This window comes from Pseudomonas sp. B6001 (assembly GCF_013386015.1).
GTDB lineage: Bacteria > Pseudomonadota > Gammaproteobacteria > Pseudomonadales > Pseudomonadaceae > Aquipseudomonas.
Window position 1 is genome coordinate 126,437 of the sequence record NZ_JACAOX010000007.1, and the last position, 26,561, is coordinate 152,997.

The following is a 26,561-nucleotide window of genomic DNA, read 5'->3' on the forward strand; positions in this document are numbered from 1 at the left end:
AAATGTTCGAGCGTTTGCGAGAAGATATCCAGAGTGTTTTCCACCGTGACCCGGCGGCGCGCAACGCCTTTGAAGTGCTGACCTGCTACCCGGGCATGCACGCGATCTGGATCCATCGCCTGTCCGGCGCCTTGTGGGGCATGGGCTGGAAATGGCTGGCGCGGCTGGTGTCGAACTTCGGCCGTTGGTTGACCGGGATTGAGATTCATCCGGGCGCCAAGGTCGGCCGTCGTTTCTTTATCGACCACGGCATGGGCATCGTTATTGGCGAGACCGCCGAGATTGGTGATGACGTGACCCTGTACCAGGGCGTGACCCTGGGTGGCACAACCTGGAACAAAGGCAAGCGCCACCCTACGCTGGAAGATGGCGTTGTAGTCGGGGCGGGCGCGAAGGTGCTCGGTCCGTTTACCGTCGGTGCGGGCGCCAAGGTCGGCTCCAATGCTGTGGTGACCAAGGCTGTACCGCCTGGCGCAACGGTTGTCGGCATTCCCGGGCGGATCATCGTCAAGCCGGAAGTGGGTGATGAGCAGGAAGCCAAGCGCAAGGCCATGGCCGAGAAGATCGGCTTCGATGCCTATGGCGTCAGCGAAGACATGCCTGACCCGGTAGCGCGTGCCATCGGTCAGTTGCTGGATCACCTGCAAGCGGTGGACGGCAAGCTGGACGGTATGTGCGGTGCCCTGAAAGACCTCGGCAGCAGCTACTGCGCCAAGGATCTGCCTGAGCTGCGCAAGGAAGACTTCGCCGAGATCAAGGACGAAAGTGCCGCCACCAAGGCTGGCTGAAGTCTCGCAATCACTGCAAAACCCATGTGGGAGCGGGCTTGCTCGCGAAAGCTGCGCGTCAGTCACCGAATATATTGACTGAATCACCGCATTCGCGAGCAAGCCCGCTCCCACATTTTGACCTTCATTAGCCCCGAATTCCCGCTTGGCCCTGTTCCCGCTGGTCCATCCCGTCCCGCCCTGCTATGATTTGCGCGCCCTTTTTACGGGTATTCCTGACTAAAGTACTAGGTCTTATAGTTGACTTAAATACTCGGGAATCGCATACTTGCTCCCATTCTGAAACACCTTGGTACTTGTCCATGAGACTGACTACAAAAGGCCGATACGCGGTGACCGCCATGCTTGACCTGGCCTTGCACGCGCAAAATGGGCCGGTGTCCCTGGCCGATATCTCCGAGCGCCAAGGCATTTCCCTGTCCTACCTCGAGCAGTTGTTCGCCAAGTTGCGCCGCAGCAATCTGGTTTCCAGCGTTCGTGGTCCAGGCGGCGGCTATCAACTGTCCCGCGACATGCAGGGCATCCAGGTCGCCCAGGTGATCGACGCGGTGAACGAATCCGTCGATGCCACCAAATGCCAGGGGTTGGGTGATTGCCACGCTGGTGACACCTGCCTCACGCACCACTTGTGGTGTGACCTGAGCCTGCAGATCCATGAGTTTTTGAGTGGTATCAGCTTGGCTGATCTTGTGACTCGCCGTGAGGTGCAAGAAGTAGCCCAGCGTCAGGACCAGCGCCGTTGCAACACCAAGGCGCCGCGTCTGGACAAGATTGAAGCGTCCGCCGTCGAGTGACAGCCGAAGAGCTAACGGCACGCCAGCCAGCCTGATTTAGGAGAAAGTCCATGAAATTGCCGATTTACCTTGATTACTCAGCGACCACCCCGGTTGATCCGCGTGTCGCGCAAAAGATGAGCGAATGCCTGCTGGTTGACGGAAACTTCGGTAACCCGGCGTCCCGTTCCCACGTTTTCGGCTGGAAAGCTGAAGAGGCAGTGGAAAACGCTCGTCGCCAGGTCGCTGACCTGGTGAATGCCGACCCACGTGAAATCGTCTGGACCTCCGGTGCCACCGAGTCCGACAACCTGGCAATCAAGGGTGCGGCGCATTTCTACGCGACCAAAGGCAAACACCTGATCACCACCAAGATTGAGCACAAGGCTGTCCTCGACACCATGCGCCAACTGGAGCGTGAAGGTTTTGAGGTGACCTACCTCGAGCCAACCACCGACGGTATCGTGACCCCGGCGATGATCGAAGCCGCGATGCGTGAAGACACCATCCTGGTTTCCGTGATCCACGTGAACAACGAAATCGGCACCATCAACGACATCGCCGCCATCGGCGAGCTGACCCGCTCCAAGGGCGTGTTGCTGCACGTCGACGCTGCTCAGTCCACCGGCAAGGTCGATATCGACCTGTCGAAACTGAAAGTCGACCTGATGTCGTTCTCTGCCCACAAGACCTACGGCCCTAAAGGCATTGGCGCGCTCTACGTCAGCCGCAAGCCTCGCGTACGTATCGAAGCCACCATGCACGGCGGCGGTCACGAGCGCGGCATGCGTTCGGGCACCCTGGCGACCCACCAGATCGTCGGCATCGGCGAAGCGTTCCGTGTGGCCAAGGAAGACATGGCTGCCGAAAACGTGCGCATCAAGGCCCTGAGCGATCGCTTCTACAAGCAGGTCGAGCACCTTGAAGAGCTGTACATCAACGGCAGCATGACCGCCCGTGTACCGCACAACCTGAATTTGAGCTTCAACTACGTCGAAGGCGAGTCGCTGATCATGGCGCTCAAGGACCTGGCGGTTTCGTCCGGCTCGGCTTGCACCTCGGCTTCCCTTGAGCCGTCTTACGTCCTGCGCGCCCTGGGCCGCAACGACGAACTGGCTCACAGCTCGATCCGCTTTACATTCGGCCGTTTCACCACCGAAGAAGAAGTCGACTACGCCGCGCAGAAAGTCTGCGAGGCCGTCACCAAGCTGCGTACCTTGTCCCCGCTGTGGGACATGTACAAGGACGGTGTCGACATTTCCAAGATCGAGTGGGCGGCACACTAAATATAGAAGCCGCCACCCAAAAGGCTCTGTAAAGACGTGGCGGAAAACGCAGGCGTGTTTGCAGGGTTCCAGAGCGGCCCTGATGAGTGAGGATTCAGTACCATGGCTTACAGCGAAAAGGTCATCGACCACTACGAAAACCCGCGCAACGTCGGCAAGATGAACGCGGAAGACCCTGATGTCGGCACCGGCATGGTCGGCGCTCCGGCGTGCGGCGACGTTATGCGCCTGCAGATCAAGGTCAACGAAGCTGGCGTTATCGAAGACGCCAAGTTCAAGACCTACGGTTGCGGTTCGGCCATCGCCTCCAGCTCCCTGGCGACCGAATGGATGAAAGGCAAGACCCTGGATGAGGCTGTGACTATCAGCAACACCCAGCTGGCCGAAGAACTGGCCTTGCCGCCAGTGAAAATCCACTGCTCGGTACTCGCAGAAGACGCCATCAAGGCGGCCGTTCGCGACTACAAGCAGAAGAAAGGCTTGATCTAAGCAATTTGGCGACGAGTAAGGAGTCACGATGGCTATCAGCATGACAGAAGCGGCTGCGCAGCACATTCGCCGCTCCCTGAATGGGCGCGGTAAAGGTGAGGGGATTCGTCTGGGTGTTCGCACCACAGGCTGTTCCGGCCTTGCCTACGTGCTGGAGTTTGTCGACGAGGTGGTCGAGGAAGATCAGGTGTTCGAGAGTCACGGCGAAAAAGTGATCATCGACCCGAAAAGCCTGACCTACCTGGACGGCACCGAACTCGATTTCGTCAAGGAAGGGTTGAACGAAGGCTTCAAGTTCAACAACCCCAACGTGCGCGGTGAATGTGGCTGCGGCGAAAGCTTCAACATCTGAGGCTGATCGTGGGTACTCCTTGTCATTTCGCTTTGTTCGAGCTGCAGCCGAGTTTTCGACTGGACCTTGAACAGCTTGCCACGCGCTACCGTGAATTGGCGCGTGGGGTGCATCCGGACCGCTTCGCTGACGCTTCCGAGCGTGAGCAACGCCTGGCGCTGGAGCAATCAGCCAGCCTCAACGAAGCCTATCAGACGCTCAAGAACCCTCCCAAACGCGCGCGCTACCTGCTCGCGATGGGCGGTCGCGAGCTGCCGCTTGAAGTCACGGTCCAGGACCCTGATTTCCTGATGCAGCAGATGCAATGGCGCGAGGAGCTTGAAGAACTGCAGGACGAGGCTGATCTGGCCGGAGTCGCAGTGTTCAAGCGCCGTCTGAAAGTGGCCCAGGATGAACTCAACGAAAGCTTCGCAGCCTGTTGGGATGATGCAGCGCAACGTGAACAGGCCGAACGCCTGATGCGGCGCATGCAGTTCCTCGACAAGCTCACCTACGAAGTGCGCCAGTTAGAAGAGCGCCTCGACGATTAACCCAGTGCCGCCCAGGTTGCACGCCTGATATACAGATAAGTCCTGATTACCATGGCCCTACTGCAGATCGCCGAACCCGGTCAAAGTCCTCAACCGCACCAGCGTCGTCTGGCGGTCGGGATTGACTTGGGCACTACCAATTCGCTGGTCGCTGCATTGCGCAGCGGTCTTTCCGAGCCGCTGCCCGACGCGGATGGCCAGGTCATCCTGCCGTCTGCCGTGCGTTATCACGCTGACCGCACCGAAGTGGGCGAGTCGGCCAAGCTGGCGGCGTCTACCGATCCTTTGAATACCGTGCTGTCGGTCAAGCGCTTGATGGGTCGTGGTTTGTCCGACGTCAAGCAACTGGGCGACCAGCTTCCCTACCGCTTTGTCGGCGGCGAATCACATATGCCGTTCATCGACACGATCCAGGGCCCGAAAAGCCCGGTGGAAGTGTCGGCCGATATCCTCAAGGTCTTGCGCCAGCGCGCCGAGACCACCTTGGGTGGCGAACTGGTAGGTGCGGTGATTACTGTTCCAGCATATTTCGATGACGCTCAGCGCCAGGCCACCAAGGATGCGGCGAAACTTGCCGGCCTGAACGTGCTGCGCCTGCTCAACGAGCCGACCGCAGCCGCTGTGGCTTACGGCCTGGATCAGCACGCCGAAGGCCTGGTGGCTATTTACGACCTGGGCGGCGGTACCTTTGATATTTCGATCCTGCGCCTGACCGGCGGTGTCTTCGAAGTGCTGGCTACCGGTGGCGATACCGCCCTGGGTGGCGATGACTTCGATCACGCCATTGCTGGCTGGATCATCACCAGTGCCGGCTTGTCTGCCGACCTGGACCCGGGTGCGCAACGTAATTTGCTGCAAACTGCCTGTGCCGCCAAAGAAGCGCTGACTGACGCTGCGTCGGTTGAAGTTTCCTACGGTAGCTGGTCGGCTCAACTGACCCGCGAAGCGTTCGATTCGTTGATCGAACCGATGGTCGCCCGCAGCCTGAAAGCCTGCCGCCGCGCCGTGCGTGATTCCGGTGTCGAGCTGGAAGACGTGGTCGCCGTGGTCATGGTGGGTGGTTCGACCCGCGTGCCGCGTGTTCGTGAGGCGGTCGCTGAAGCCTTCGGCCGTCAGCCGCTGACTGAAATCGACCCGGATCAAGTGGTGGCTATCGGTGCCGCGATCCAGGCCGATACCCTCGCCGGTAACAAGCGTGATGGTGGCGAACTGCTTCTGCTTGACGTGATCCCGTTGTCCCTGGGGCTGGAAACCATGGGCGGCCTGATGGAGAAGGTGATTCCACGCAACACCACCATCCCCGTTGCCCGCGCCCAGGACTTCACCACGTACAAAGATGGTCAGACGGCCATGATGATTCATGTGCTGCAGGGCGAGCGTGAGCTGATCAGCGACTGCCGTTCCCTGGCGCGCTTCGAATTGCGCGGCATTCCGGCGATGGTGGCTGGTGCGGCGAAGATTCGCGTGACCTTCCAGGTCGACGCCGACGGCTTGCTCAGCGTTGCCGCTCGCGAACTGGCCTCCGGCGTTGAAGCCAGCATCCAGGTCAAGCCGTCCTACGGCCTGACCGACGGTGAAATCGCCAAGATGCTCAAGGATTCGTTCCAGTACGCCGGTGACGACAAGGTCGCCCGCGTGCTGCGTGAGCAGCAAGTCGACGCCCAGCGCCTGCTTGAAGCCGTGCAGGGCGCCCTGGAAGCTGACGGCGAACGTCTGCTGGATGCCGAAGAGCGCATGGTTATCGACCTGCAAATGCAGGAACTGGCTGAATTGATGAAAGGCACCGATGGTTACGCCATCGAGCAACAGACCAAGCGCCTGTCGCAAGTGACCGATGCCTTTGCCGCCCGTCGTATGGACCAGACGGTAAAAGCCGCCCTGGCGGGCCGCAACTTGAATGAACTTGAGGATTAACTGATGCCGCAGATCATTTTTCTGCCACACGCCGAGCATTGCCCGGACGGTATGGTTGTGGAGGCTGAGACCGGCAAGTCCATTCTCGAAGTCGCTCACGATAACCACATCGAGATCGAAAGCGCCTGCGGCGGCGTTAACGCCTGTACCACGTGCCATTGCATCATCCGCGAAGGTTTCAATAGCCTGGAAGAGGCTGATGAGCTGGAAGAGGACTATCTTGATAGGGCGTGGGGCCTTGAGCCGACGTCGCGATTGAGCTGTCAGGCAAAAGTGGGAACAGAAGACCTCACCGTCGAGATTCCGAAGTATTCGCTCAACCATGCCGCCGAAGCGCCGCATTGATTCAAGGAAATGTCATGAGCCTGAAATGGGTTGATGTACAAGAAATCGCTATACAACTTGCTGAAGCTCACCCGGATGTCGATCCTCTGTCGGTGAACTTCGTCAAGTTGCGCAACCTGGTGATGCAGCTGCCGGAATTTGACGACATCCCGGATCGGGGTGGCGAAAAGGTTCTTGAGGCGATACAAGGCCTGTGGATCGAAGAAGCAGACTGAATCGCCTTTTTACGCAGTTAGGCAATACCCAAGAACCCGCGTATAATTCGCGGGTTTAATTTTTCGCAAATTACCGTTTCTGGAGTTACACCATGGCTGTTCAACGTACTTTCTCCATCATCAAGCCTGACGCTGTTGCAAAAAACGTCATCGGCGAGATCACCACTCGTTTCGAAAAAGCCGGCCTGAAGGTTGTAGCTTCGAAACTCAAGCAACTGTCCAAGGCTGAAGCTGAAGGCTTCTACGCTGAGCACAGCGCTCGTGGTTTCTTCGGCGACCTGGTTGCCTTCATGATCTCCGGCCCTGTTGTTGTTCAGGTTCTGGAAGGCGAAAACGCTATCGCTCTGAACCGTGAGCTGATGGGCGCTACCAACCCTAAAGAAGCTGCTGCCGGCACCATCCGTGCTGACTTCGCTGAATCGATCGACGCCAACGCCGTTCACGGTTCGGACTCCGAAGCCGCTGCTGCCCGCGAAATCTCGTACTTTTTCGCTGCTACTGAAGTAACCGCTCGCTAAGCATTGGCTTAAAAGAGCGAAGGTGAATCCATGACTACATTGACTGCAAAAACCAACCTGCTGGGTCTGACTCAACAGGAAATGGAAAAATTCTTCGACTCAATCGGGGAGAAGCGTTTTCGTGCCGCTCAGGTAATGAAGTGGATTCACCATCTTGGCGTCGATGATTTCGACGCCATGACGAACGTCAGCAAGGCCCTGCGCGACAAGCTCAAGGCCATTGCCGAAGTTCGCGGCCCCGAAGTGGTCAGCGAGGACATTTCCACCGACGGCACCCGTAAGTGGGTGGTGCGCGTGGCGTCCGGCAGCTGCGTCGAGACCGTGTACATTCCCCAGGGCAAACGCGGCACTCTGTGCGTTTCGTCCCAGGCAGGCTGTGCCCTGGACTGCAGTTTCTGCTCCACCGGCAAGCAAGGTTTCAACAGCAACCTCACCGCCGCCGAAGTCATCGGCCAGGTGTGGATTGCCAATAAATCGTTCGGCAGCATCCCGGCGACCGCCGACCGTGCCATCACCAACGTGGTGATGATGGGCATGGGCGAGCCGCTGCTGAACTTCGACAACGTTGTCGCGGCCATGCACCTGATGATGGACGACCTGGGCTACGGTATCTCCAAGCGCCGCGTGACCCTGTCGACCTCCGGCGTGGTACCGATGATCGATGAGCTGGCCAAGCACATCGACGTCTCCCTGGCGTTGTCGCTGCACGCACCGAATGACGCATTGCGTAACCAATTGGTGCCGATCAACAAGAAGTATCCGCTTAAGATGCTGCTCGAATCTTGCCAGCGCTACATGGCGACCTTGGGCGAAAAGCGTGTGTTGACCATTGAGTACACCATGCTCAAGGACATCAACGACAAGGTCGAGCACGCGGTCGAGATGATCGAGTTGCTCAAGAACGTACCGTGCAAGATCAACCTGATTCCGTTTAACCCGTTTCCCCATTCTGGCTATGAGCGGCCGAGCAACAACGCCATCCGCCGTTTCCAGGATCAACTGCACCATGCAGGCTTCAATGTCACCGTGCGCACCACCCGCGGCGAAGACATCGATGCGGCATGTGGCCAATTGGTAGGACAGGTGCTGGATCGCACCCGTCGCAGCGAACGTTATATCGCCGTGCGTGAATTGAGTGCCGCCGACGATATGCCGCAAAGCGCCGCGACTCGAACCTGAGAGAGGATCTCTATGCCCTTGCGCCTTGCGCTGCTTTTGCTTGTTGCCAGCCTCGCGGCTGGCTGTGTTTCATCGGGCCATGACAGCCCGTTGCAAACCGGCAAGGGCCGTGACGAAGCGCGCGCTGCCTATGTGCAGCTGGGCTTGGGGTACTTGCAGCAAGGGATGACCGAACAGGCCAAGGTGCCGCTGAAGAAGGCCCTTGAGCTGGATGGCAGCGACGCTGACGCCAATGCTGCGCTGGCTTTGGTGTTCCAGGCCCAGGCCGAGCCTGAATTGGCCGATCAATATTTCCACAAGGCCCTGGCCACACGCCCTGGCGACCCAAGACTGCTGAATAACTACGGCAGTTTTTTGTTTGCGCAGAAACGTTATGCCCAGGCATCCGAATATTTCCAGCAGGCTGCGGCCGATACCCTCTATCCTGAGCGTTCGCGGGTTTTCGAGAACCTGGGGGTGACCTCAATGCTTCTCGGCCAGCGCGACACCGCACGCCAGCAACTGGAAAAAGCCCTGCACCTGAACCAGCGCCAGCCACGGGCCTTGCTCGAAATGGCTGAGTTGTCCTTCGAAGACAGGCATTATGTGCCGGCACGTGACTATTACGAGCGTTTTAGCCTGCTGAGCGGGCAAAATGCACGTAGTCTATTGCTCGGTGTGCGCCTGGCGACGGTTCATGAAGAACGCGACAAGGCCGCACGTTTTGGCCAGCAACTCGAACGACTCTATCCCGGTACGCCGGAATATCAGCAATACCTGTCGGAGCAATGATGAAAGCGGCGCACCCGGAAGTTGTAGCAGCTAATCGTGGAAACCCAGGCGAGACCTTGCGTCAGGCCCGCGAAAGCAATGGTTGGTCGCTGGCAGAAGTGGCCCTCAAGCTCAATTTGACCACGACTTCATTGGGCAACCTTGAAGCTGGCGCATTCGACAAGCTGCCAGGGCATACCTTTGCCCGCGGCTATATCCGCGCCTACGCGAAGTTGCTGGGTATCGACCAGGCTGCATTGGTCCAGGAATTCGACCAAATCACCGGTACCGATTCCCAGGGCAGCAATGTCCATGGTCTTGGCCGCATTGAAGAGCCTGTGCGGGTTTCCCACACCATTTTGCGCATTGTCAGCCTGTTGCTGCTCATCGCCGTGATCGGCGGTGGTTTTGTATGGTGGCAGGATCAGACCGCCCAGCGTGGCAAGGACTTGTCCAGCAACGCCATGGAGCACGTCGAAGTCGAAAGCGCCGACGGCACCACCCAGATTCATCCGTTGGATGAGCCGGAAGACCAGGCCGTGGCCCAGAGTCAGGCGGCGCCTGAGGCAGAGCCAAGCGCCGAGCAGCCTGCGCCCGAAGCAGGTACTGCCGCCGCAGTGGCACCCGTCGCACCCGCTCCAGCGGTTGCAGTGACGCCTGCTGCTCCAGCTCATACGCCAGCAACGCCAGCAGTACCGGCGCAGGCTCCGGCAACAACGGCTCCCGTCGCCCCGGCGATTTCCGCGCCAACCACCCCGGTACTGATCGCCGGTGATGGCCGAGTACAAATTACCTACGTCGCTGACTGCTGGACGCAAGTCTCCGATGGCAACGGCAAGGTGCTGTTCAGTGGTCTGAAGCGTAAGGGAGATACACTTGACCAGGGCGGCAAGCCTCCTTTGACGCTGCGTCTGGGCTTTGCCCGTGGCGCGCAAGTGGCCTACAACGGCCAGCCTGTGGACGTGGCGCCGTTCACCAGTGGCGAGACTGCTCGCCTCAAGTTGGGACAATAAAGTCATGCACGGCGAATCTCCAATCAAACGTCGCGTATCGCGCAAGATCTGGGTCGGCTCGGTGCCGGTGGGCGGCGATGCCCCCATCGCAGTACAGAGCATGACCAACAGCGACACCAATGATGTGGCGGCCACTGTCGCCCAGATCAACCGCCTGGAAGCGGCGGGCGTCGACATCGTGCGGGTTTCCGTACCGGACATGGACGCTGCCGAAGCCTTTGGCCGCATCAAGCAACTGGTCAAGGTGCCGCTGGTCGCCGATATTCACTTCGACTACAAGATCGCGTTGCGCGTGGCCGAGTTGGGCGTCGATTGCCTGCGGATCAACCCGGGCAACATCGGCCGTGAAGACCGGGTTCGCGCCGTGGTGGATGCCGCCCGTGATCGCGGGATTCCAATCCGCATCGGCGTCAACGCCGGCTCCCTGGAAAAAGACCTGCAAAAGAAGTACGGCGAGCCGACGCCGGCCGCACTGGTCGAGTCCGCGCTGCGCCACGTAGAACACCTTGAACGCCTGAATTTCCAGGACTTCAAGGTCAGCGTAAAGGCTTCCGACGTGTTCATGGCGGTAGAAGCGTACCGCCTGCTGGCCAAGGAAATCGTCCAGCCGCTGCACCTGGGTATCACTGAAGCCGGCGGTTTACGCTCAGGCACAGTGAAATCTGCGGTGGGTCTCGGTATGCTGCTGGCCGACGGGATTGGCGATACTATTCGCATCTCCCTCGCGGCAGACCCGGTAGAGGAAGTGAAAGTCGGTTACGACATTCTCAAATCCCTGCATTTGCGTTCCCGTGGCATCAACTTCATTGCCTGCCCGAGCTGCTCGCGGCAGAACTTCGACGTGGTGAAAACCATGAACGAACTGGAAGTACGCCTCGAAGACCTGCTGGTGCCGCTGGATGTCGCGGTGATCGGCTGTGTGGTCAACGGGCCGGGTGAGGCCAAAGAGGCCCATGTGGGCCTGACCGGTGGTACGCCAAACCTGATTTACATCGACGGCAAGCCGTCGCAGAAATTGACGAATGACAATCTGGTGGATGAGCTGGAACGGCTGATCCGCCAGAAAGCGGCCGAAAAGGTCGAAGCTGACGCAGCGGTTATCGCGCGCGGCTGATCGAACGAATTTAAGGATTTGATGTGAGCAAGTCTCTGCAAGCCATTCGTGGCATGAACGACATCCTGCCTGAGCAGACGCCCCTGTGGCGCTACTTCGAGGGCACTGTCGCGCGCCTGCTGGATAACTACGGTTACAAGCAGATCCGCATGCCGATCGTCGAGTTCACCGAGCTGTTCAAGCGCTCCATCGGTGAAGTGACCGACATCGTCGAAAAAGAGATGTACACCTTCGAAGACCGCAACGGTGACTCCCTGACCCTGCGTCCGGAAGGTACTGCCGCGTGTGTGCGTGCGGTGCTCGAACATGGCCTCACCGGCGGTGGCCAGCCGCAGAAGCTCTGGTACATCGGCCCGATGTTCCGCCACGAGCGTCCGCAGAAAGGCCGTTATCGCCAGTTTCACCAGATCGGCCTGGAAGTCTTCAACCTCGACGGTCCGGACATCGACGCCGAGCTGATCGTGCTGACCTGGCGCCTGTGGGGCATGCTGGGCATCCGCGATGCGGTCAAGCTTGAACTCAACAGCCTGGGCACCAGCGAATCCCGGGGCCGCTACCGCGAAGCCCTGGTGGAATTCCTGTCGGCCCACCTGGACAAGCTGGACGAAGACAGCCAGCGCCGCCTGAAAACCAACCCGCTGCGGGTACTGGACACCAAGAACGGCGAGACCCAGGCCGTACTGGTGGACGCGCCGAAAATGGCCGACTACCTGGACGACGAGTCCCGTATCCACTTCGAGGGCCTCAAGGCTCGCCTGGATGCAGCCGGTATTCCTTACGTCATCAACCCGAAACTGGTGCGTGGCCTCGATTACTACAGCAAGACCGTGTTCGAGTGGGTCACCGACAAGCTCGGCGCCCAGGGCACGGTGTGTGCCGGTGGTCGTTACGACGGCCTGGTCGAGCAGATGGGCGGCAAGCCGACCACCGGCGTAGGTTTTGCCATGGGCATCGAGCGGCTGATCCTGCTGCTGGAAACCCTGGAGCAGGTTCCCGAAGAAATCTCCCGTCAGGTGGACGTGTACTTCTGTGCCTTTGGCGAGGCGGCCGAACTGGCTGCCCTGGCCCTGAGCGAGAAACTGCGCGACCAACTGCCGAACCTGCGCCTGCAAGTCAATGCCGGCGCCGGCAGCTTCAAAAGCCAGTTCAAGAAAGCCGACAAGAGCGGTGCGTTGTATGCACTGATCCTGGGTGATGATGAGTTGGCCCAGCAAGTGGTAAGTTTCAAACCCCTGCGTGGTCAGGGTGAACAACAAAGCATTGCCTTTGATGCGCTTGCAGCGCACCTGGCCACCTGCATCGTGCAGGGTTGAAGCTGTCAAACAGCCGATTTAGCGATTAAGGAGTATTGGGGTGTCGAGTACTGATGATGACCAGCTGGCCGAGTTCAAAGACTGGTGGCAGCGCAACGGTAAGCCCCTGGTCACTGGCGGCTTGCTGGCTTTAGTAGTGGTGTTCGGCTGGCAAGCCTGGCACAAGTATCAGGCTAACCAGTCGCAAGGCGCCTCGATTATCTATCAGCAACTGCTGGAAACCACGCTGACGCCAAACGGCAAGCCTGACCTGGCCCAGGTTGCAGACCTGGCCGGCAAGCTGAAGAGCGAATTCGGCGGTAGCACCTACGCGCAATACGGCAGCCTGTTCGTCGCAAAAGTTGCGGTCGACAACGGCAAGCTGGATGACGCAGCCTCCGAGCTGAAAGCCATCACCGACAAGCCGGCCAACCCGACACTGGGTGAAATCGCACGTCAGCGTCTGGCTCAGGTACTGGCGGCACAGAACAAGGCCGACGAAGCACTGAAACTGCTCGACGGCGATGCTGACAAGGCATTCCTGGCCACTCGTGAAGAGCTCAAGGGCGACCTTCTGGTCCAATTGGGTCGTACCGACGAAGCCAATGCTGCGTACCAAAAAGCCAAGGCGGCGCTGTCTGATGAAGCGGCGGTCGGTGGCTTACAAATCAAGCTCGACGACTTGGCCAAAGGGGATGCGTGACGTGATCCGTTGGAAACATGCAGCATTGCTGGCTCTGGCCGTTTTGGCCGCGGGTTGCAGCAGCAACAGCAAAAAAGAACTGCCTCCGGCCGAGCTGACCAGCTTCAAGGAAGAAGTGGTCCTGCAAAAGCAGTGGAGCCGCTCCATTGGTGACGGTCAGGGCGATCTGTACAACCTGATGGTCCCGGCGATCGACGGTGACACTATCTACGCCGCTGATTCCACCGGTGTTGTGGTCTCCATGGATCGCATGAACGGCGACGTCAAGTGGAAGAAAGACCTCGAACTGCCTGTGTCCGGCGCCGTTGGCGTGGGTTCTGGCCTGGTGATGCTCGGTACGCTGAAAGGCGACGTCGTGGCACTGGATTCGAGCACCGGTGAAGAGAAATGGCGCGCTCGCGTGACCAGTGAAGTGCTCTCGCCACCGGCTACCAACGGTGACGTGGTTGTCGTGCAGACCCAGGATGACCGTGTGATCGGCCTTGACGCCGCCACCGGTAACCAGCGCTGGTTGTATGACAGTACGCCGGCGGTCCTGACCTTGCGCGGTACCAGCGGTCCGGTTGTGACCAGCAACCTGGCACTGGCAGGCCTGTCGACCGGTAAAGTGGTCGCCCTGGACACCCAGAACGGCGTCCCGGCCTGGGAAACCCGGGTCGCGATTCCTCAAGGTCGTTCGGAACTGGACCGCGTAGTGGACATCGACGGTGGCTTGCTGCTGTCGGGTGATACCCTTTACGTCGCTACTTATCAGGGCCGTGTTGCGGCGCTGGACGTGCAGAGCGGCCGGATCAACTGGCAGCGTGATGCTTCCAGCTACGCCGGTGTCGCCCAAGGGTTTGGCAGCGTCTACGTAAGCCTGGCGTCCGGCACCGTTGAAAGTGTCGACGAGCGTTCCACCACTGCATTGTGGAGCAACGACTCCCTGGCCCGCCGTCAGTTGTCGGCACCGGAAGTGTTCTCCAGCTACGTGGCGGTAGGCGACTTTGAAGGTTACCTGCACCTGCTGAGCCAGGTGGACGGTCGCTTCGTGGGTCGCGAACGTATCGACAGCGACGGCCTGCGTGCCCGTCCGCTGGTGGTAGGTAACATGCTTTACGTGTATGGCAACAGCGGCAAACTGGAAGCGCTGACCATCAAGTAATGGTTTGACTATGCTTGGGGTAATTCCCAGGCGGCCCTGCTTCGGCAGGGCATGCGGCGCTTTCGAGCGCTGCCCCGAGCACCAGCCGCTGCCTTGCAGCGGCTTTTGTATTTTCTGAAATAACGAAGTGGAGAGCCGCATGGTTCCCGTAATCGCCCTGGTGGGCCGACCGAACGTCGGCAAGTCCACCTTGTTCAACCGCCTGACCAGGACTCGCGACGCCATCGTCGGCGACTTGTCCGGTCTGACCCGTGATCGCCAATACGGTGAGGCAAAGTGGCAAGGGCGCTCCTACATTATTGTCGACACCGGTGGTATCTCCGGTGACGAGCATGGCATGGACGAAAAGATGGCCGAGCAGTCGCTGCTGGCCATTGAAGAAGCTGATGTCGTGTTGTTCCTGGTGGACGCCCGCGCGGGCTACACCGCTGCAGACCAGATGATTGGCGAGCACCTGCGCAAGCGCAACAAGCGTTCCTACGTGGTGGCCAACAAGATCGACAATATCGATCCTGAAATGGCCCGCGCCGAGTTCAGCCCGATGGGCCTGGGCGATGCGATCCCGATCGCCGGTGCCCACGGTCGCGGCATCACCCAGATGCTGGAAATCGCCCTGCGCGACTTCCCGCGTGATGACGTGGATGAAGTCGAAGGCGAAGAAGAAATCGTTGCCGAAGGCGAGGAAGCCAAGCGCATTCCTGGCCCAAGCGAAAAAGACGGTATCAAGATCGCGATCATCGGCCGTCCGAACGTCGGCAAGTCGACCCTGGTCAACCGCATGCTCGGTGAAGACCGGGTAATCGTCTATGACGAGCCGGGCACCACTCGCGACAGCATCTACATCCCGTTCGAGCGTAACGACGAGAAGTACACGCTGATCGACACTGCCGGTGTGCGCAAGCGCGGCAAGATCCACGAAGAAGTTGAAAAGTTCTCCGTGGTGAAAACCCTGCAGGCGATCAAAGACGCCAACGTAGTGATCTTCGTCATGGACGCCCGCGAAGGCGTGGTAGACCACGACCTGAACTTGCTGGGCTTTGCCCTGGAAGCCGGTCGCGCCCTGGTGATTGCGATCAACAAGTGGGACGGCATGACGCCGAGCGAGCGCGACTACGTCAAGGTCGAGCTGCAGCGTCGCCTGTTCTTCGTCGAGTTTGCCGATATCCACTTTATATCGGCACTGCACGGTACCGGCGTGGGTAACCTCTACGCCTCGGTGCAGAACTCGTTCAAGTCCGCGGTTACCCGCTGGCCGACCAACCGCCTGACCCAGATTCTTGAAGATGCGGTCAGCGAGCACGCGCCGCCGATGGTCAACAACCGTCGGATCAAGCTGCGCTACGCTCACTTGGGTGGTGCCAACCCGCCGATTATCGTGATTCACGGTAACCAGCTGGAGAAGGTGCCGAAGTCCTACGTGCGTTACCTGGAAAATACCTACCGCCGCGTCTTGAAACTGGTCGGTACGCCGATCCGTATCGAGTTCAAGGGTGGCGAGAACCCGTACGAAGGTAACAAGAACAGCCTCACCGACCGCCAGGTCAACAAAAAGCGCCGGATGATGACGCACCACAAGAAGGCCGACAAAAAGCGCCGCGACAAGCGCTGATCCTGATCGGTTGAAAAAGGGCTCTTTCGGAGCCCTTTTTTTGTGCCTGGCGGTTGACCCTTCGCGGCATGCAGCTTAAAACTTGGGGCTCACCGCAAGGGGCGCACCGATGATCACCAGCAAGCTGCCGAATGTCGGCACCACCATCTTCACCACCATGTCGCAACTCGCTGCCGAAACCGGTGCGCTCAACCTGTCCCAGGGCTTTCCCGACTTTAACGGGCCCCAGGAGTTGCTCGATGGAGTGGGCAGACACATTGCCCTGGGCCATAACCAATACGCCCCCATGACCGGCCTGCCGGTACTGCGCCAGCAAGTGGCGGCCAAGATCGCCCGCAGCTATGGCGCAACGGTGAATGCCGACAGCGAAGTGACCATCACCCCAGGCGCCACTGAAGCGATCTTCTGTGCGATCCAGGCGGTGATCCGCAGCGGTGATGAAGTCATCGTGTTCGATCCGGCCTACGACAGCTACGAGCCTTCTGTGGAACTGGCAGGCGGTCGCTGCGTACACGTGCAACTGGGCCTGGATGATTTCGCCCTGGACTTCGAGCAACTGCGCGCTGCGCTGTCGCCGCGCACCCGCATGATCATCCTCAACAGCCCGCATAACCCCACCGGTGCCCTGATCAGCCGTGCCGAGCTGGACCAGTTGGCCGAGTTGATCCGCGACCGCGACATCTACCTGGTCAGCGACGAGGTCTACGAGCATCTGGTATTCGACGGAGTGCCCCATGTCAGCGTGTTGGCCCACGAAGAGCTGTATCAGCGTGCGTTTGTGGTCAGTTCGTTCGGCAAGACCTACCACGTCACCGGCTGGAAAACCGGCTACGTGGTCGCGCCGCCAGCCCTCAGCGCCGAGCTGCGCAAGGTGCATCAATATGTCAACTTTTGCGGCGTGACCCCGTTGCAGTACGCTTTGGCAGACTTCATGGCCGAACACCCGGAACACGTCGAGGAGCTGCCGGCTTTTTATCAAGCCAAGCGCGACCTGTTCTGCGACCTGCTGGAACCGTCGCGTTTCAGCTTTACCCGGGTGGCCGGTACCTACTTTCAATTGGTGGATTACTCACAGATTCGCCCGGACCTGGATGACGTCGCCATGTCGCTGTGGATGACCCGCGAACACGGCGTTGCGACCATCCCGGTCTCGGTGTTCTACCGGAACCCACCGCAAGGCCAGCGCCTGGTGCGACTGTGCTTTGCCAAACGCGAGGAGACGCTGCGTCAAGCAGCCGAGAAACTATGCGTGATCTGAGTGCACTGCCCAACCTGAACATCGCCCTGGTGCAAACCACCCTGGCCTGGCACGACCGCCAGGCCAACCTGGAGCATTTTGAACTGTTGCTGGAACAGGCCAAGGGTGCCGACCTGATCGTGCTACCGGAGATGTTCACCACCGGTTTCTCGATGGAATCGGAAACCCTCGCCGAGCCTGAAAACGGCCCCACCCATCAATGGCTGCAGGCCCAGGCGAAGAAGTACAACGCGGTGATCACCGGCAGCGTGATCATCCAGGCCGCCGATGGCAGCCACCGCAACCGCCTGCTGTGGGCGCGACCGGATGGTGAGGTGTTGCACTACGACAAGCGTCACCTGTTCCGTATGGCCGGTGAACACGACCACTACACCCCCGGCGAGCGCCAGGTGCAGTTCGAACTCAAGGGGTGGCGGATTCGTCCGTTGATCTGCTACGACCTGCGATTCCCGGTGTGGAGTCGTGACGCCCAGGACACTGACTTGCTGCTGTACACCGCCAACTGGCCGGGCGCACGTCGCCAGCACTGGAACCGTCTGCTGCCGGCACGGGCCATTGAAAACCTGTGCTACGTGGCGGCGGTGAATCGGGTGGGCACCGACGGCAAGGGCTTTGCCTACACCGGCGACAGCCAGGTCCTGGACTTCCAGGGCGAAAGCCTGCTGAGCGCAGGGGAGGCGGACGGGGTGTTCCAGGTGTGCCTGGACGCAGCGGAATTGGCGGAGTACCGCACGCGCTTCCCGGCGAACCTGGATGCGGACAGCTTCGAGTTCGTATAAATCGTTCCCACGCTCTGCGTGGGCACGCCTCTTGTGACGCTCCGCGTCACGCTTCGGGACGCGGAGCGTCCGAGCTGCATTCCCACGCGGAGCGTGGGAACGATCATAAAAAAGGCCCCTGGATTCTCATCCCGGGGCCTTTTGCATTTCAGCGGTCAGTGTTTATGCCGCTTTCGCTTCCAGCTGGCTCAACGAGCGGTTCAGCGCGCTGAACACCGCCTTGAAGCTCGCCGTGGTGATGTTTTCATCAATGCCCACGCCATGCACCGGACGCTCACCGTTCACTCGCAGCTCGATGTAGGCCGCCGCCTTGGCATTGGTGCCGGCGCCAATCGCATGTTCGTTGTAATCCATGATCTCCACACCAATCGGCAGCCCGGCCACCAGCGCTTCCAGGGCGCCGTTGCCTTTGCCGTGCCAGCGCAGGTTGGTTTCGCCCTGGCCCTTGCCGGAGACTTCAACTTCCACCGAGCTGTTGCCGTTCTCTTCCTGCAAGCGATGGCTGACCAGCGCGTAAGGAATGTTGGCTTGCAGGTATTCACGCTGCAACAAGCTGTAGATCTGCGCGGCGGTCATCTCCAGGCCCACGCGGTCGGTTTCGGCCTGTACCACCTGGCTGAACTCGATCTGCATGCGGCGCGGCAAGCTGATGCCGTATTCCTGCTCCAGCAGGTAGGCGATGCCGCCTTTGCCCGACTGGCTGTTGACGCGGATCACCGCCTCGTAGCTGCGGCCGATGTCGGCCGGGTCGATCGGCAAGTACGGCACTTCCCACAAGGCGTCGTCTTTCTGCTGGGTGAAGCCCTTGCGGATCGCGTCCTGGTGGGAGCCGGAGAAGGCGGTGTGAACCAGGTCGCCGACGTACGGGTGACGCGGGTGCACCGGGATCTGGTTGCACTCTTCGACGACTTTGCGAATACCGTCGATGTCGGAGAAGTCCAGCTGAGGGTCGAGGCCCTGGGTGTACATGTTCAAGGCCACGGTGACCAGGTCGACGTTACCGGTACGCTCGCCGTTGCCGAACAGGCAGCCTTCGACACGGTCGGCGCCGGCCATCAGGCCCAACTCGGTGGCGGCTACGCCGGTGCCACGGTCGTTGTGGGTGTGCAGGCTGATGATCACGCTGTCGCGACGGTTGATATGACGACCGAACCACTCGATCTGGTCGGCATAGATGTTCGGGGTGGCGCACTCGACGGTGGCTGGCAGGTTGAGGATCACCTTGTGCTCAGGCGTCGGGTTCCAGACCTCGATCACCGCGTCACAGACTTCCTTGGCGAACTCAAGCTCAGTGGCGCTGAACGTCTCTGGCGAGTATTCGAAGGTCCACTGGGTTTCCGGCTGCTGGGCGGCGTATTTGACGAACAGCTTGGCCGCGTTGACCGCGATCGCCTTGATGCCATCCTTGTCCTGGTTGAACACGATGCGGCGGAACGACGGCGAGGTGGCGTTGTACAAGTGAACGATGGCTTTCTTCGCCCCGCGCAGGGATTCGAAGGTGCGTGCGATCAAGTCTTCACGGCCCTGGGTCAGCACCTGGATGGTGGTGTCCTCGGGGATGTGATTGTCTTCGATCAGGGTGCGCACGAAGTCGAAATCGGTTTGCGACGCAGCCGGGAAGGAGGCTTCGATTTCCTTCACACCGACGGCCACCAGGGTCTTCCAGAAACGCAGCTTTTTCACCGCGTCCATCGGTTCGATCAGCGACTGGTTGCCGTCGCGCAGGTCGGAACTGCACCAGATCGGCGCGGTGGTGATGGTTTTCGAAGGCCAGGTGCGGTCCGGGATATCAATGGTCGGGAACGCGCGGTACTTCGAAGACGGGTCTTTGAGCATGCTCATCGGGAAATCCTTTGTCTAGGGGCCGAGAAAAGGCGGCCTGCCGTAAAACTGTTATTGGGGATGAAGCAGAAGACGAGGCAGATCGATTCAGCCTGGCAGTCGTGCGCTGACTAGGCACAGGCTGCGGTGCTGGCGGAGCTGAATGAGGGTGTGAGAGGTTTTCATAGGTCCAACCCTAACCGCCGGGGTGAAAGATGGCAAGCAGTCGGAAAAAATTGAGAGAAGTTCTGCTATTGCTGAGGAAAACGAGATTTTATGGTTGAGAATTGTGCGCGGGGTTGTTTTGTTTGCGCACCCTTTGCCGGGTGCGCAATTGAGCATCAGGGCTGAAACGCGCCGATAAAGATCGCCGGATCCACCCGTGCGTCGTTCAGGCTGATGTTCCAATGCATATGCGGCCCGGTCGCCCTGCCAGTGGAACCGACCTTGCCCACCACCGCACCACGAGCCAGTTGCTGGCCCACGCTCACATCAATCTTCGACATATGGCAGAACATGCTGATAAAGCCCTGGCCATGGTCGACAAACACGGTGTTGCCGTTGAAGAAGTAGTTGCCGGTCAGGATCACCTTGCCCGCTGCCGGGGTCTTGATCGGCGTGCCGGCGCCCACGGCAAAGTCCAGGCCGGAATGCGGATTCCGCTCCTCGCCATTGAAGAAACGTCGTACGCCGAACTTGCTCGACAGCGGCCCGTTCACCGGCTTGTCCAGCAGCAGGTTGCTCGGCGTGTTCGGGCTGAAACTGCGATACGCCTTGAGCTGGACCGCCAGCTCGCCTTCGATGCGCTTGAGTTGCGCCGGGTCCGGGTTCACCTGGCTCTTGTTCTTCAGGGTGATGTGCTGCTCGGGGTATTTCTTGAAGCCCACGACAAACGGCAGGTTCTGGCTGCCGCTGGTAATGCGTTGGGTGCCGGGCTTGACCGTCAGCGGGATGCCCACAATCGCCAGCCAGTTGTTTTGCTCCTTCACCACCAGCACTGGGCGGTTCATGTAGGTGGCTTTGGGCGCCGTGGCCGAAGTGCCGAGGTCGACCACCGCCACGCCACCGGGCACCGGCTTGTTCAGCAGGCGGGTGATGTAGCTGTCGGCATGGGCGTTAAAGGTCAGGCACAGCAGCATCAACAAACTTAAAAAGCGTGGCATCAATCAATCCAGTAACGAGAGGGTGACGGGCGTCAGGTGGTTGTCTTCCACCCGTACCTGCAATTGGCCTTCACCGAGGCGCGCGGTCAGGCGCTGGCCGGTGTGGGTTTGCGCGGCGTTGCGAATCGCCTGGCCGCGTTCGTCGAGCAAGATGCTGTAGCCGCGTCCAAGCGTCGCCAGCGGGCTGACCACGTGCAGCGTCTGCACCTGGCTTTGCAGTTGCAGGCGACGGGCCTTGAGGCCTTCGCGCATGGCACGGGGCAAGCGTTCGGCAAGGCTGTCCAGGCGTTGGCGCAACAGCGCCAGTTGGCGGCCGGGGTGTTGGCCGGCGAGGCGGGTTTCCAGGCGGATCAAACGCTCGCGACGGGTGTTGAGGCTGCGCTCGAAGGCACGCCGCAGGCGCATGTCCAGGTCATCCAGGCGCTGGGCCTGTTGGCGCAGGCGCTCGCCCGGGTGACGCAGGCGACGAGCCATACCTTCCAGGCGCAGGCGGTCGTGGGTCAGGCGGTTGCGCATCAGCATCACCAGGCGGCGGTGCAGGTTCTCTACCTGGCGAGTCAGGTGGCTGGAGTCCGGCGCCAACAGCTCGGCAGCGGCGGAAGGCGTTGGGGCGCGTACGTCGGCGACAAAGTCGCTGATCGACACATCGGTCTCATGGCCAACGGCGCTGACGATGGGCGTTACGCAGGCATCCACCGCACGCGCCACGGCTTCTTCGTTGAAGCACCAGAGGTCTTCCAGCGACCCGCCGCCACGGGCCAGGATCAGCGCGTCGAAGCCGCGTGCATCGGCCAGCTTCAGTGCGCGGACGATTTGCGCCACGGCTTCACGACCTTGTACGGCTGTCGGGATCAACGTCAGTTCCACGTTGGGTGCCCGGCGGCGGAACACGCTGACGATGTCGCGAATCACCGCGCCGGTGGGCGAGCTGATAATCCCGATGCGCCGTGGGTGGGCGGGCAGCGGCACCTTGCGCTCGGCACTGAACAGGCCTTCGGCGCTGAGTTTTTCCTTCAGCGCGTCGAAGGCCAGGCGCAGTGCGCCGTCACCGGCCGGCTCCACCGTGTCGAGAATCAGCTGATAGTCGCCACGGCCCTCAAACAGCGAGACCTTGCCCCGCACCTTCACCGCCAGGCCGTCTTTCAACGCCTGGCGCACCCGTGCGGCGTTCTGCCGGAACAGCGCACAACGCACCTGGGCGCCACTGTCCTTGAGGGTGAAATACACGTGGCCGGAGGCCGGGCGGGCGAGGTTGGAGATCTCGCCTTCGACCCAGATATTGGTGAACACGTCTTCCAGCAACACCCGCGCGCGGCCGTTGAGCTGGCTGACAGTCAGGACTTCGCGGTCCAGGCCCAGACGGGCAAAGGGATCTTTAATCATGGGCGGCAGTTTATAGGCATTCGTGCAGGGTTTGACAGAACTGCTCCACCAGCGCGTTCGGCGTTTGCTGGCAGGCGAGGGCGACGGTGCTTTGGCAATCGGGATCGGCCAGGGGTAAAAAATGGATGTTGGCCGGCGCAATGTCCTGCATCGACTCCGGCAGCAAGGCGATGCCGAATCCGGCCTGGATCAGCTGTAACTGCGTGGTCTTGCGCGACATCACCCGCGCCGCCTTGGGGAAAAATCCTGCACGCATGCACAACTCGGCTGACAGGTAACTCAGCCCTCCGCGCTGGGGGTGAGGGATCGAGATAAACGCTTCGTTCTTCAGTTGCGCCAAATCGATACCGGATGTGTGCCCGGCCAACCGGTGGTTCGGCGGCACGGCCAGCAACAGTCGCTCGCTATATAAAGGGACGATGCGCACGCCTTCGCGCTGGCGCAACACCGGTAAGCGCAACAGCCCGACCTCCAGTCGGCCGTCGGCGATTTCTTCCAACTGGGCTTCGGAGGACAGTTTGGCGATGTCCATCGACACGCCCGGGCATCGTTCCAGCCAGGCACCGATGCCGCGCAGCAGGCGGCCACTCATCGGCACCGTGCTCGAATGGCTCATCCGCAGCGTGCCGAGCTGTCCATTGCCCACTTGCGTCGCCATCTCACTGGCCTTGAGCAATTCGCCCAGCAGGTTGCGTGCCCGCGGATAGAAAGCCTCTCCCGCAGCCGTCAGTCTTGGCTGGCGCGCGGTACGCTCGAACAATGGCGTTTGCAGCAGGTTTTCCAGCTCCTTGATCTGCCGACTCAGTGCCGATTGCGCCACAAACAGCCGCTTGGCCGCTGCGCTGAAGCTGCCGCTCTCGGCGATTTCGACGAAGTAACGCAATTGCCGGGTGGAAATCACAAGTCATGCCTTTTCGAGATGAGTGAAGGGCTTTGAAGATATTAGTCGCAACGCTTGCCAATGGCTAAAGTGATGGCCATCTCTAATAAGGAATACGTCATGAGTCCGGTCGAGCTGTTGAGTCATTGGTCGTTTGGCGGTGTGGACTGGCTGGTGATCGGCGTGGCGATTGCCCTGGCGTATATCGTGTTCGGCATTGCAGGCTTTGGTACCGCATTGGTGGCGGGGCCGATCCTGATTCTGTTCATGCCGCTGTCGAAGATCATCCCCTTGCTGGTGCTGCTGGATTTTGTCGCGGCCTTCGGCAACCTTCTGCAATCGCGCCGGGATGTGGTGAAACCGGAGTTGTTCAGGCTACTGCCGTGCATGGCGATTGGCTGCACCCTTGGGGTGATCTTCCTGCTCAACCTGCACTCTGATTTATTGCTGCTGTTGATGGGGCTGTTTATCAGCGCCTATGCGATCTACAGCCTGGCGGTGAAGGCCAAGCCCACGCAGATGGCAGCCGGCTGGGCGATTCCCATGGGGGTTGTCGGCGGGCTGTTTGGCGCGTTGTTTGGCAGTGGCGGCTTTCTGTATGCGATCTACCTCAACAGCCGATTGCCCAAGGATGGCGCGCGGGCGACCCAGAGTGCGTTGATCAGTTGCAGCACGGTGGTGCGCCTGAGCCTGTTTCTGATCGCGGGCGTGTATGCCGAGCTACCCTTGTTGATGTTGGCGGTGTGCCTGTTGCCGGCCATGGCGCTCGGGCTGTGGGCGGGGCGGCGGTTGACCCTGCGCATGTCCCGCGAGGCGTTTGTGCGGTTGGTGACCTGGCTGGTGCTGGCCAGTGGCATTGCCTTGATTGCCCGTTACTTGAGTACTTGACCTGATTGTTTCAGGGATTAAGCTGCCAGCCTTCAGGGCCTCTTCGCGAGCAAGCCCGCTCCCACATTTGGAACGCATTCCCCCTGTGGGAGCGGGCTTGCTCGCGAAGGCGCCAGTAGCCACGCCGCAGGACTCCCATGAATTCCCAAAGCATCCTTGTCCCGAAAATCTCCACGCTACCCGTCCACGAACCCCGCGCCCGGGCGATCGTGCGCTGGCTGGTGCGCAAGAACATCGTCAAGGAAGAACTCACCACCTGCGGGCGCACCGGCAACCGCATGGGCTATGCCCTGGCCGACGGTGCCCGCGCCGTGGTGCTGCACCCCGACGCGCTGCCGTTCAACGAGCCGATCAACGGCCTGGAGATCATCTACAAGCGCTGCATCTACACCCCGGCCAAAGGCTTCCTGGAAGAGGCCGGCTGTCCCGAGTGCCTCAAGGAAGTCGGCGAAGCCCTGTTCGAAAGCCTGGAAGACTGGATGCCCGGCCACACCGATAACTTCACCTGCCCGCTGTGTGGGCATGAGGACGACATCAACGGTTTCCTGTTCCTGCAGGAATGCGGCTTTTCCAACCTGGGATTCATCTTCAATAACTGGGCGGAGGCGGGGTTCAAGCAGAGTTTTATCGACGAATTTGCCGACTGGCTGGACCAGAAGATGAGTTGGGTCAAAGTCGAACTTTAATCCGATGTGAGCGTTCCCACGCAGAGCGTGGGAACGCTCAGTGCTGCAAAAATCATCCATCTATCAGTATTACCAAGTTTGTCAGAGTTTTACATTGAACCCGAGGGGGTGTCTGACTATAATGGCGCGCTTCCATTTTCCCGCTCGGGAGCCCCCGCGATGCTGCGTATCAGCCAAGAAGCTCTGACATTCGACGACATTCTCCTAGTGCCCGGTTATTCCGAGGTGCTTCCTAACGAAGTCAGTCTCAAGACCCGCCTAACCCGTGGCATCGAGCTGAATATTCCTCTGGTTTCCGCTGCCATGGACACCGTCACTGAAGCCCGTTTGGCAATCGCCATGGCTCAGGAAGGCGGCATCGGCATCATCCACAAGAACATGACCATCGAGCAGCAAGCTGCCGAAGTTCGCAAGGTCAAGCGTTACGAAGCCGGTGTGGTCAAGGACCCGATCACCATCGAGGCCGATGCCACCGTTCGTGACCTGTTCGACCTGACCCGCCTGCACAACATCTCCGGCGTTCCGGTGCTGCACGATGGCGACCTGGTCGGCATCGTCACTTCCCGTGACGTGCGTTTCGAGAACCGTCTTGAAGTCACCGTCCGTGAAGTGATGACGCCTAAAGAGCGCCTTGTTACTGTCAAGGAAGGCGCCGACAAGAACGATGTGCGCGAGCTGCTGCACAAGCACCGCATCGAACGCGTACTGATCGTCGACGACAAATTCGCCCTCAAGGGCATGATGACCGTCAACGACATCGAAAAAGCCAAGGCTTACCCGCTGGCCAGCAAGGACGATCAAGGTCGTCTGCGCGTAGGCGCTGCGGTCGGTACCGGCAAAGACACCGGTGACCGTGTAGCGGCCCTGGTGGCTGCCGGTGTTGACGTGGTGGTGGTCGACACTGCCCACGGTCACTCCAAAGGCGTGATCGACCGCGTTCGCTGGGTCAAACAGAATTTCCCTGACGTGCAAGTGATCGGCGGCAACATTGCCACCGGCGCTGCTGCCAAGGCCCTGGCCGAAGCCGGTGCTGATGCGGTCAAGGTCGGTATCGGCCCTGGCTCGATCTGCACCACCCGTATCGTGGCCGGTGTAGGCGTGCCGCAAATCAGCGCCATCGCCAACGTCGCCGCTGCCCTTGAAGGCACTGGCGTACCGTTGATCGCCGACGGCGGCATCCGTTTCTCCGGTGACCTGTCCAAGGCCATCGTCGCCGGTGCTTCCTGCGTGATGATGGGCTCGATGTTCGCCGGTACTGAAGAAGCGCCGGGCGAGATCGAACTGTTCCAGGGTCGTTCGTACAAGGCTTACCGTGGCATGGGTTCCCTGGGCGCCATGTCCCAGGCTCAAGGCTCTTCCGACCGCTACTTCCAGGACTCCTCCGCGGGCGCCGAGAAGCTGGTACCGGAAGGCATTGAAGGGCGTGTTCCGTACAAGGGCACCCTGAGCGCCATCATCCATCAACTGATGGGCGGCCTGCGTTCCTCGATGGGCTACACCGGCAGCGCCGACATCGAAGAAATGCGCACCAAGCCTGAGTTCGTGCGGATCACCGGTGCCGGCATGGCCGAGTCCCACGTCCACGACGTACAGATCACCAAGGAAGCGCCAAACTACCGCGTAGGTTGATGCTTCCAGCAAATAGTTAAGTAACCGGGGCTGTCTTATTCAGCCCCGAGTTGTTTCTGA

General features: G+C 60.2%; 27 protein-coding genes. 23 read left to right on the forward strand and 4 right to left on the reverse strand.

Features of this window, described 5'->3' with window-relative positions; all coding sequences use genetic code 11:
* Positions 1–2: 2 nt before the first annotated feature.
* The 20 genes from cysE to HX821_RS09760 all read left to right on the forward strand — a co-directional run bounded on the left by cysE (position 3) and on the right by HX821_RS09760 (position 18,051).
* Positions 3–788, forward strand: coding sequence for a serine O-acetyltransferase (gene cysE, locus HX821_RS09665; protein ID WP_008438291.1), 786 nt, complete (start codon positions 3–5; stop codon positions 786–788).
* 302 nt (positions 789–1,090) lie between these two features.
* Positions 1,091–1,582 (forward strand): Fe-S cluster assembly transcriptional regulator IscR, encoded by a 492-nt coding sequence (iscR, locus tag HX821_RS09670; RefSeq protein WP_003210305.1) that lies wholly within the window; start codon positions 1,091–1,093, stop codon positions 1,580–1,582.
* A gap of 50 nt (positions 1,583–1,632) precedes the next feature.
* A complete protein-coding gene (locus HX821_RS09675) occupies positions 1,633–2,847 on the forward strand; it encodes an IscS subfamily cysteine desulfurase (RefSeq protein ID WP_008438290.1) in 1,215 nt (404 codons plus the stop codon).
* A 102-nt stretch (positions 2,848–2,949) separates the two neighbouring features.
* A complete protein-coding gene (gene iscU / locus HX821_RS09680; RefSeq protein WP_003209682.1) occupies positions 2,950–3,336 on the forward strand; it encodes a Fe-S cluster assembly scaffold IscU in 387 nt (128 codons plus the stop codon).
* 28 nt (positions 3,337–3,364) lie between these two features.
* The gene (gene iscA / locus HX821_RS09685) at positions 3,365–3,688 is read left to right on the forward strand and encodes an iron-sulfur cluster assembly protein IscA (RefSeq protein WP_003209680.1); all 324 of its coding nucleotides are present in this window, start codon (positions 3,365–3,367) and stop codon (positions 3,686–3,688) included.
* A gap of 8 nt (positions 3,689–3,696) precedes the next feature.
* A complete protein-coding gene (gene hscB / locus HX821_RS09690; protein ID WP_008438289.1) occupies positions 3,697–4,218 on the forward strand; it encodes a co-chaperone HscB in 522 nt (173 codons plus the stop codon).
* A 51-nt stretch (positions 4,219–4,269) separates the two neighbouring features.
* Complete coding sequence (hscA, locus tag HX821_RS09695) at positions 4,270–6,132, forward strand: Fe-S protein assembly chaperone HscA (RefSeq protein WP_087695132.1); 1,863 nt, start codon at positions 4,270–4,272, stop codon at positions 6,130–6,132.
* Positions 6,133–6,135: 3 nt separating this feature from the next.
* A complete protein-coding gene (fdx, locus tag HX821_RS09700; protein ID WP_003209674.1) occupies positions 6,136–6,477 on the forward strand; it encodes an ISC system 2Fe-2S type ferredoxin in 342 nt (113 codons plus the stop codon).
* Between the two features lie 14 nt (positions 6,478–6,491).
* Positions 6,492–6,692: a Fe-S cluster assembly protein IscX gene (iscX, locus tag HX821_RS09705; protein WP_003209673.1), complete on the forward strand. Its 201-nt coding sequence runs from the start codon at positions 6,492–6,494 to the stop codon at positions 6,690–6,692.
* Between the two features lie 92 nt (positions 6,693–6,784).
* Positions 6,785–7,210 (forward strand): nucleoside-diphosphate kinase, encoded by a 426-nt coding sequence (gene ndk / locus HX821_RS09710; protein WP_003175956.1) that lies wholly within the window; start codon positions 6,785–6,787, stop codon positions 7,208–7,210.
* A gap of 30 nt (positions 7,211–7,240) precedes the next feature.
* Positions 7,241–8,389 carry a 23S rRNA (adenine(2503)-C(2))-methyltransferase RlmN gene (gene rlmN, locus HX821_RS09715; protein WP_003209670.1) on the forward strand — a complete coding sequence of 383 codons (1,149 nt, stop codon included), beginning with the start codon at positions 7,241–7,243 and terminating at the stop codon, positions 8,387–8,389.
* A 12-nt stretch (positions 8,390–8,401) separates the two neighbouring features.
* The gene (pilW, locus tag HX821_RS09720; RefSeq protein WP_008438284.1) at positions 8,402–9,160 is read left to right on the forward strand and encodes a type IV pilus biogenesis/stability protein PilW; all 759 of its coding nucleotides are present in this window, start codon (positions 8,402–8,404) and stop codon (positions 9,158–9,160) included.
* Entirely contained in the window at positions 9,160–10,152 is a 993-nt protein-coding gene (locus HX821_RS09725; RefSeq protein ID WP_177035671.1) for a RodZ family helix-turn-helix domain-containing protein, read from the forward strand. The genes pilW and HX821_RS09725 overlap by 1 nt, the downstream gene beginning before the upstream one ends.
* 4 nt (positions 10,153–10,156) lie before the next feature.
* Positions 10,157–11,266 carry a flavodoxin-dependent (E)-4-hydroxy-3-methylbut-2-enyl-diphosphate synthase gene (gene ispG, locus HX821_RS09730; protein WP_003209666.1) on the forward strand — a complete coding sequence of 370 codons (1,110 nt, stop codon included), beginning with the start codon at positions 10,157–10,159 and terminating at the stop codon, positions 11,264–11,266.
* Between the two features lie 23 nt (positions 11,267–11,289).
* Entirely contained in the window at positions 11,290–12,579 is a 1,290-nt protein-coding gene (gene hisS / locus HX821_RS09735) for a histidine--tRNA ligase (RefSeq protein WP_177035672.1), read from the forward strand.
* Positions 12,580–12,619: 40 nt separating this feature from the next.
* The gene (locus HX821_RS09740; protein ID WP_003209663.1) at positions 12,620–13,261 is read left to right on the forward strand and encodes a tetratricopeptide repeat protein; all 642 of its coding nucleotides are present in this window, start codon (positions 12,620–12,622) and stop codon (positions 13,259–13,261) included.
* Positions 13,254–14,405, forward strand: a complete 1,152-nt coding sequence (gene bamB / locus HX821_RS09745; RefSeq protein ID WP_003209662.1) for an outer membrane protein assembly factor BamB — start codon at positions 13,254–13,256, stop codon at positions 14,403–14,405. The genes HX821_RS09740 and bamB overlap by 8 nt, the downstream gene beginning before the upstream one ends.
* Positions 14,406–14,544: 139 nt before the next feature.
* Positions 14,545–16,014 carry a ribosome biogenesis GTPase Der gene (der, locus tag HX821_RS09750; RefSeq protein ID WP_003209661.1) on the forward strand — a complete coding sequence of 490 codons (1,470 nt, stop codon included), beginning with the start codon at positions 14,545–14,547 and terminating at the stop codon, positions 16,012–16,014.
* A 109-nt stretch (positions 16,015–16,123) separates the two neighbouring features.
* Positions 16,124–17,272, forward strand: a complete 1,149-nt coding sequence (locus tag HX821_RS09755; RefSeq protein ID WP_003209660.1) for a pyridoxal phosphate-dependent aminotransferase — start codon at positions 16,124–16,126, stop codon at positions 17,270–17,272.
* On the forward strand, positions 17,260–18,051 hold the full coding sequence (locus tag HX821_RS09760; protein WP_177035673.1) for an amidohydrolase: 792 nt from the start codon (positions 17,260–17,262) through the stop codon (positions 18,049–18,051). Before HX821_RS09755 ends, HX821_RS09760 begins: the two co-directional genes overlap by 13 nt.
* Before the next feature lie 162 nt (positions 18,052–18,213).
* Here HX821_RS09760 and leuA read toward each other — a convergent pair whose 3' ends face one another.
* The 4 genes from leuA to HX821_RS09780 all read right to left on the reverse strand — a co-directional run bounded on the left by leuA (position 18,214) and on the right by HX821_RS09780 (position 23,319).
* The gene (gene leuA, locus HX821_RS09765; RefSeq protein WP_003209657.1) at positions 18,214–19,893 is read right to left on the reverse strand and encodes a 2-isopropylmalate synthase; all 1,680 of its coding nucleotides are present in this window, start codon (positions 19,891–19,893) and stop codon (positions 18,214–18,216) included.
* Positions 19,894–20,213: 320 nt separating this feature from the next.
* Positions 20,214–21,035: a peptidoglycan DD-metalloendopeptidase family protein gene (locus HX821_RS09770; protein WP_008438272.1), complete on the reverse strand. Its 822-nt coding sequence runs from the start codon at positions 21,033–21,035 to the stop codon at positions 20,214–20,216.
* Positions 21,036–21,038: 3 nt separating this feature from the next.
* Positions 21,039–22,418 (reverse strand): exodeoxyribonuclease VII large subunit, encoded by a 1,380-nt coding sequence (xseA, locus tag HX821_RS09775; protein ID WP_177035674.1) that lies wholly within the window; start codon positions 22,416–22,418, stop codon positions 21,039–21,041.
* Positions 22,419–22,428: 10 nt separating this feature from the next.
* Positions 22,429–23,319, reverse strand: a complete 891-nt coding sequence (locus HX821_RS09780; protein WP_177035675.1) for a LysR family transcriptional regulator — start codon at positions 23,317–23,319, stop codon at positions 22,429–22,431.
* A gap of 99 nt (positions 23,320–23,418) precedes the next feature.
* On the opposite strand from HX821_RS09780, the gene HX821_RS09785 reads away from it, so the two are divergent.
* From HX821_RS09785 to guaB, 3 genes are all read left to right on the forward strand, one after another.
* Positions 23,419–24,186 (forward strand): sulfite exporter TauE/SafE family protein, encoded by a 768-nt coding sequence (locus tag HX821_RS09785; protein ID WP_003209649.1) that lies wholly within the window; start codon positions 23,419–23,421, stop codon positions 24,184–24,186.
* Between the two features lie 137 nt (positions 24,187–24,323).
* A complete protein-coding gene (locus tag HX821_RS09790) occupies positions 24,324–24,872 on the forward strand; it encodes a hypothetical protein (RefSeq protein ID WP_003209647.1) in 549 nt (182 codons plus the stop codon).
* Positions 24,873–25,031: 159 nt separating this feature from the next.
* Positions 25,032–26,501 (forward strand): IMP dehydrogenase, encoded by a 1,470-nt coding sequence (gene guaB, locus HX821_RS09795; RefSeq protein ID WP_003209646.1) that lies wholly within the window; start codon positions 25,032–25,034, stop codon positions 26,499–26,501.
* The last annotated feature ends 60 nt before the right edge of the window (positions 26,502–26,561 follow it).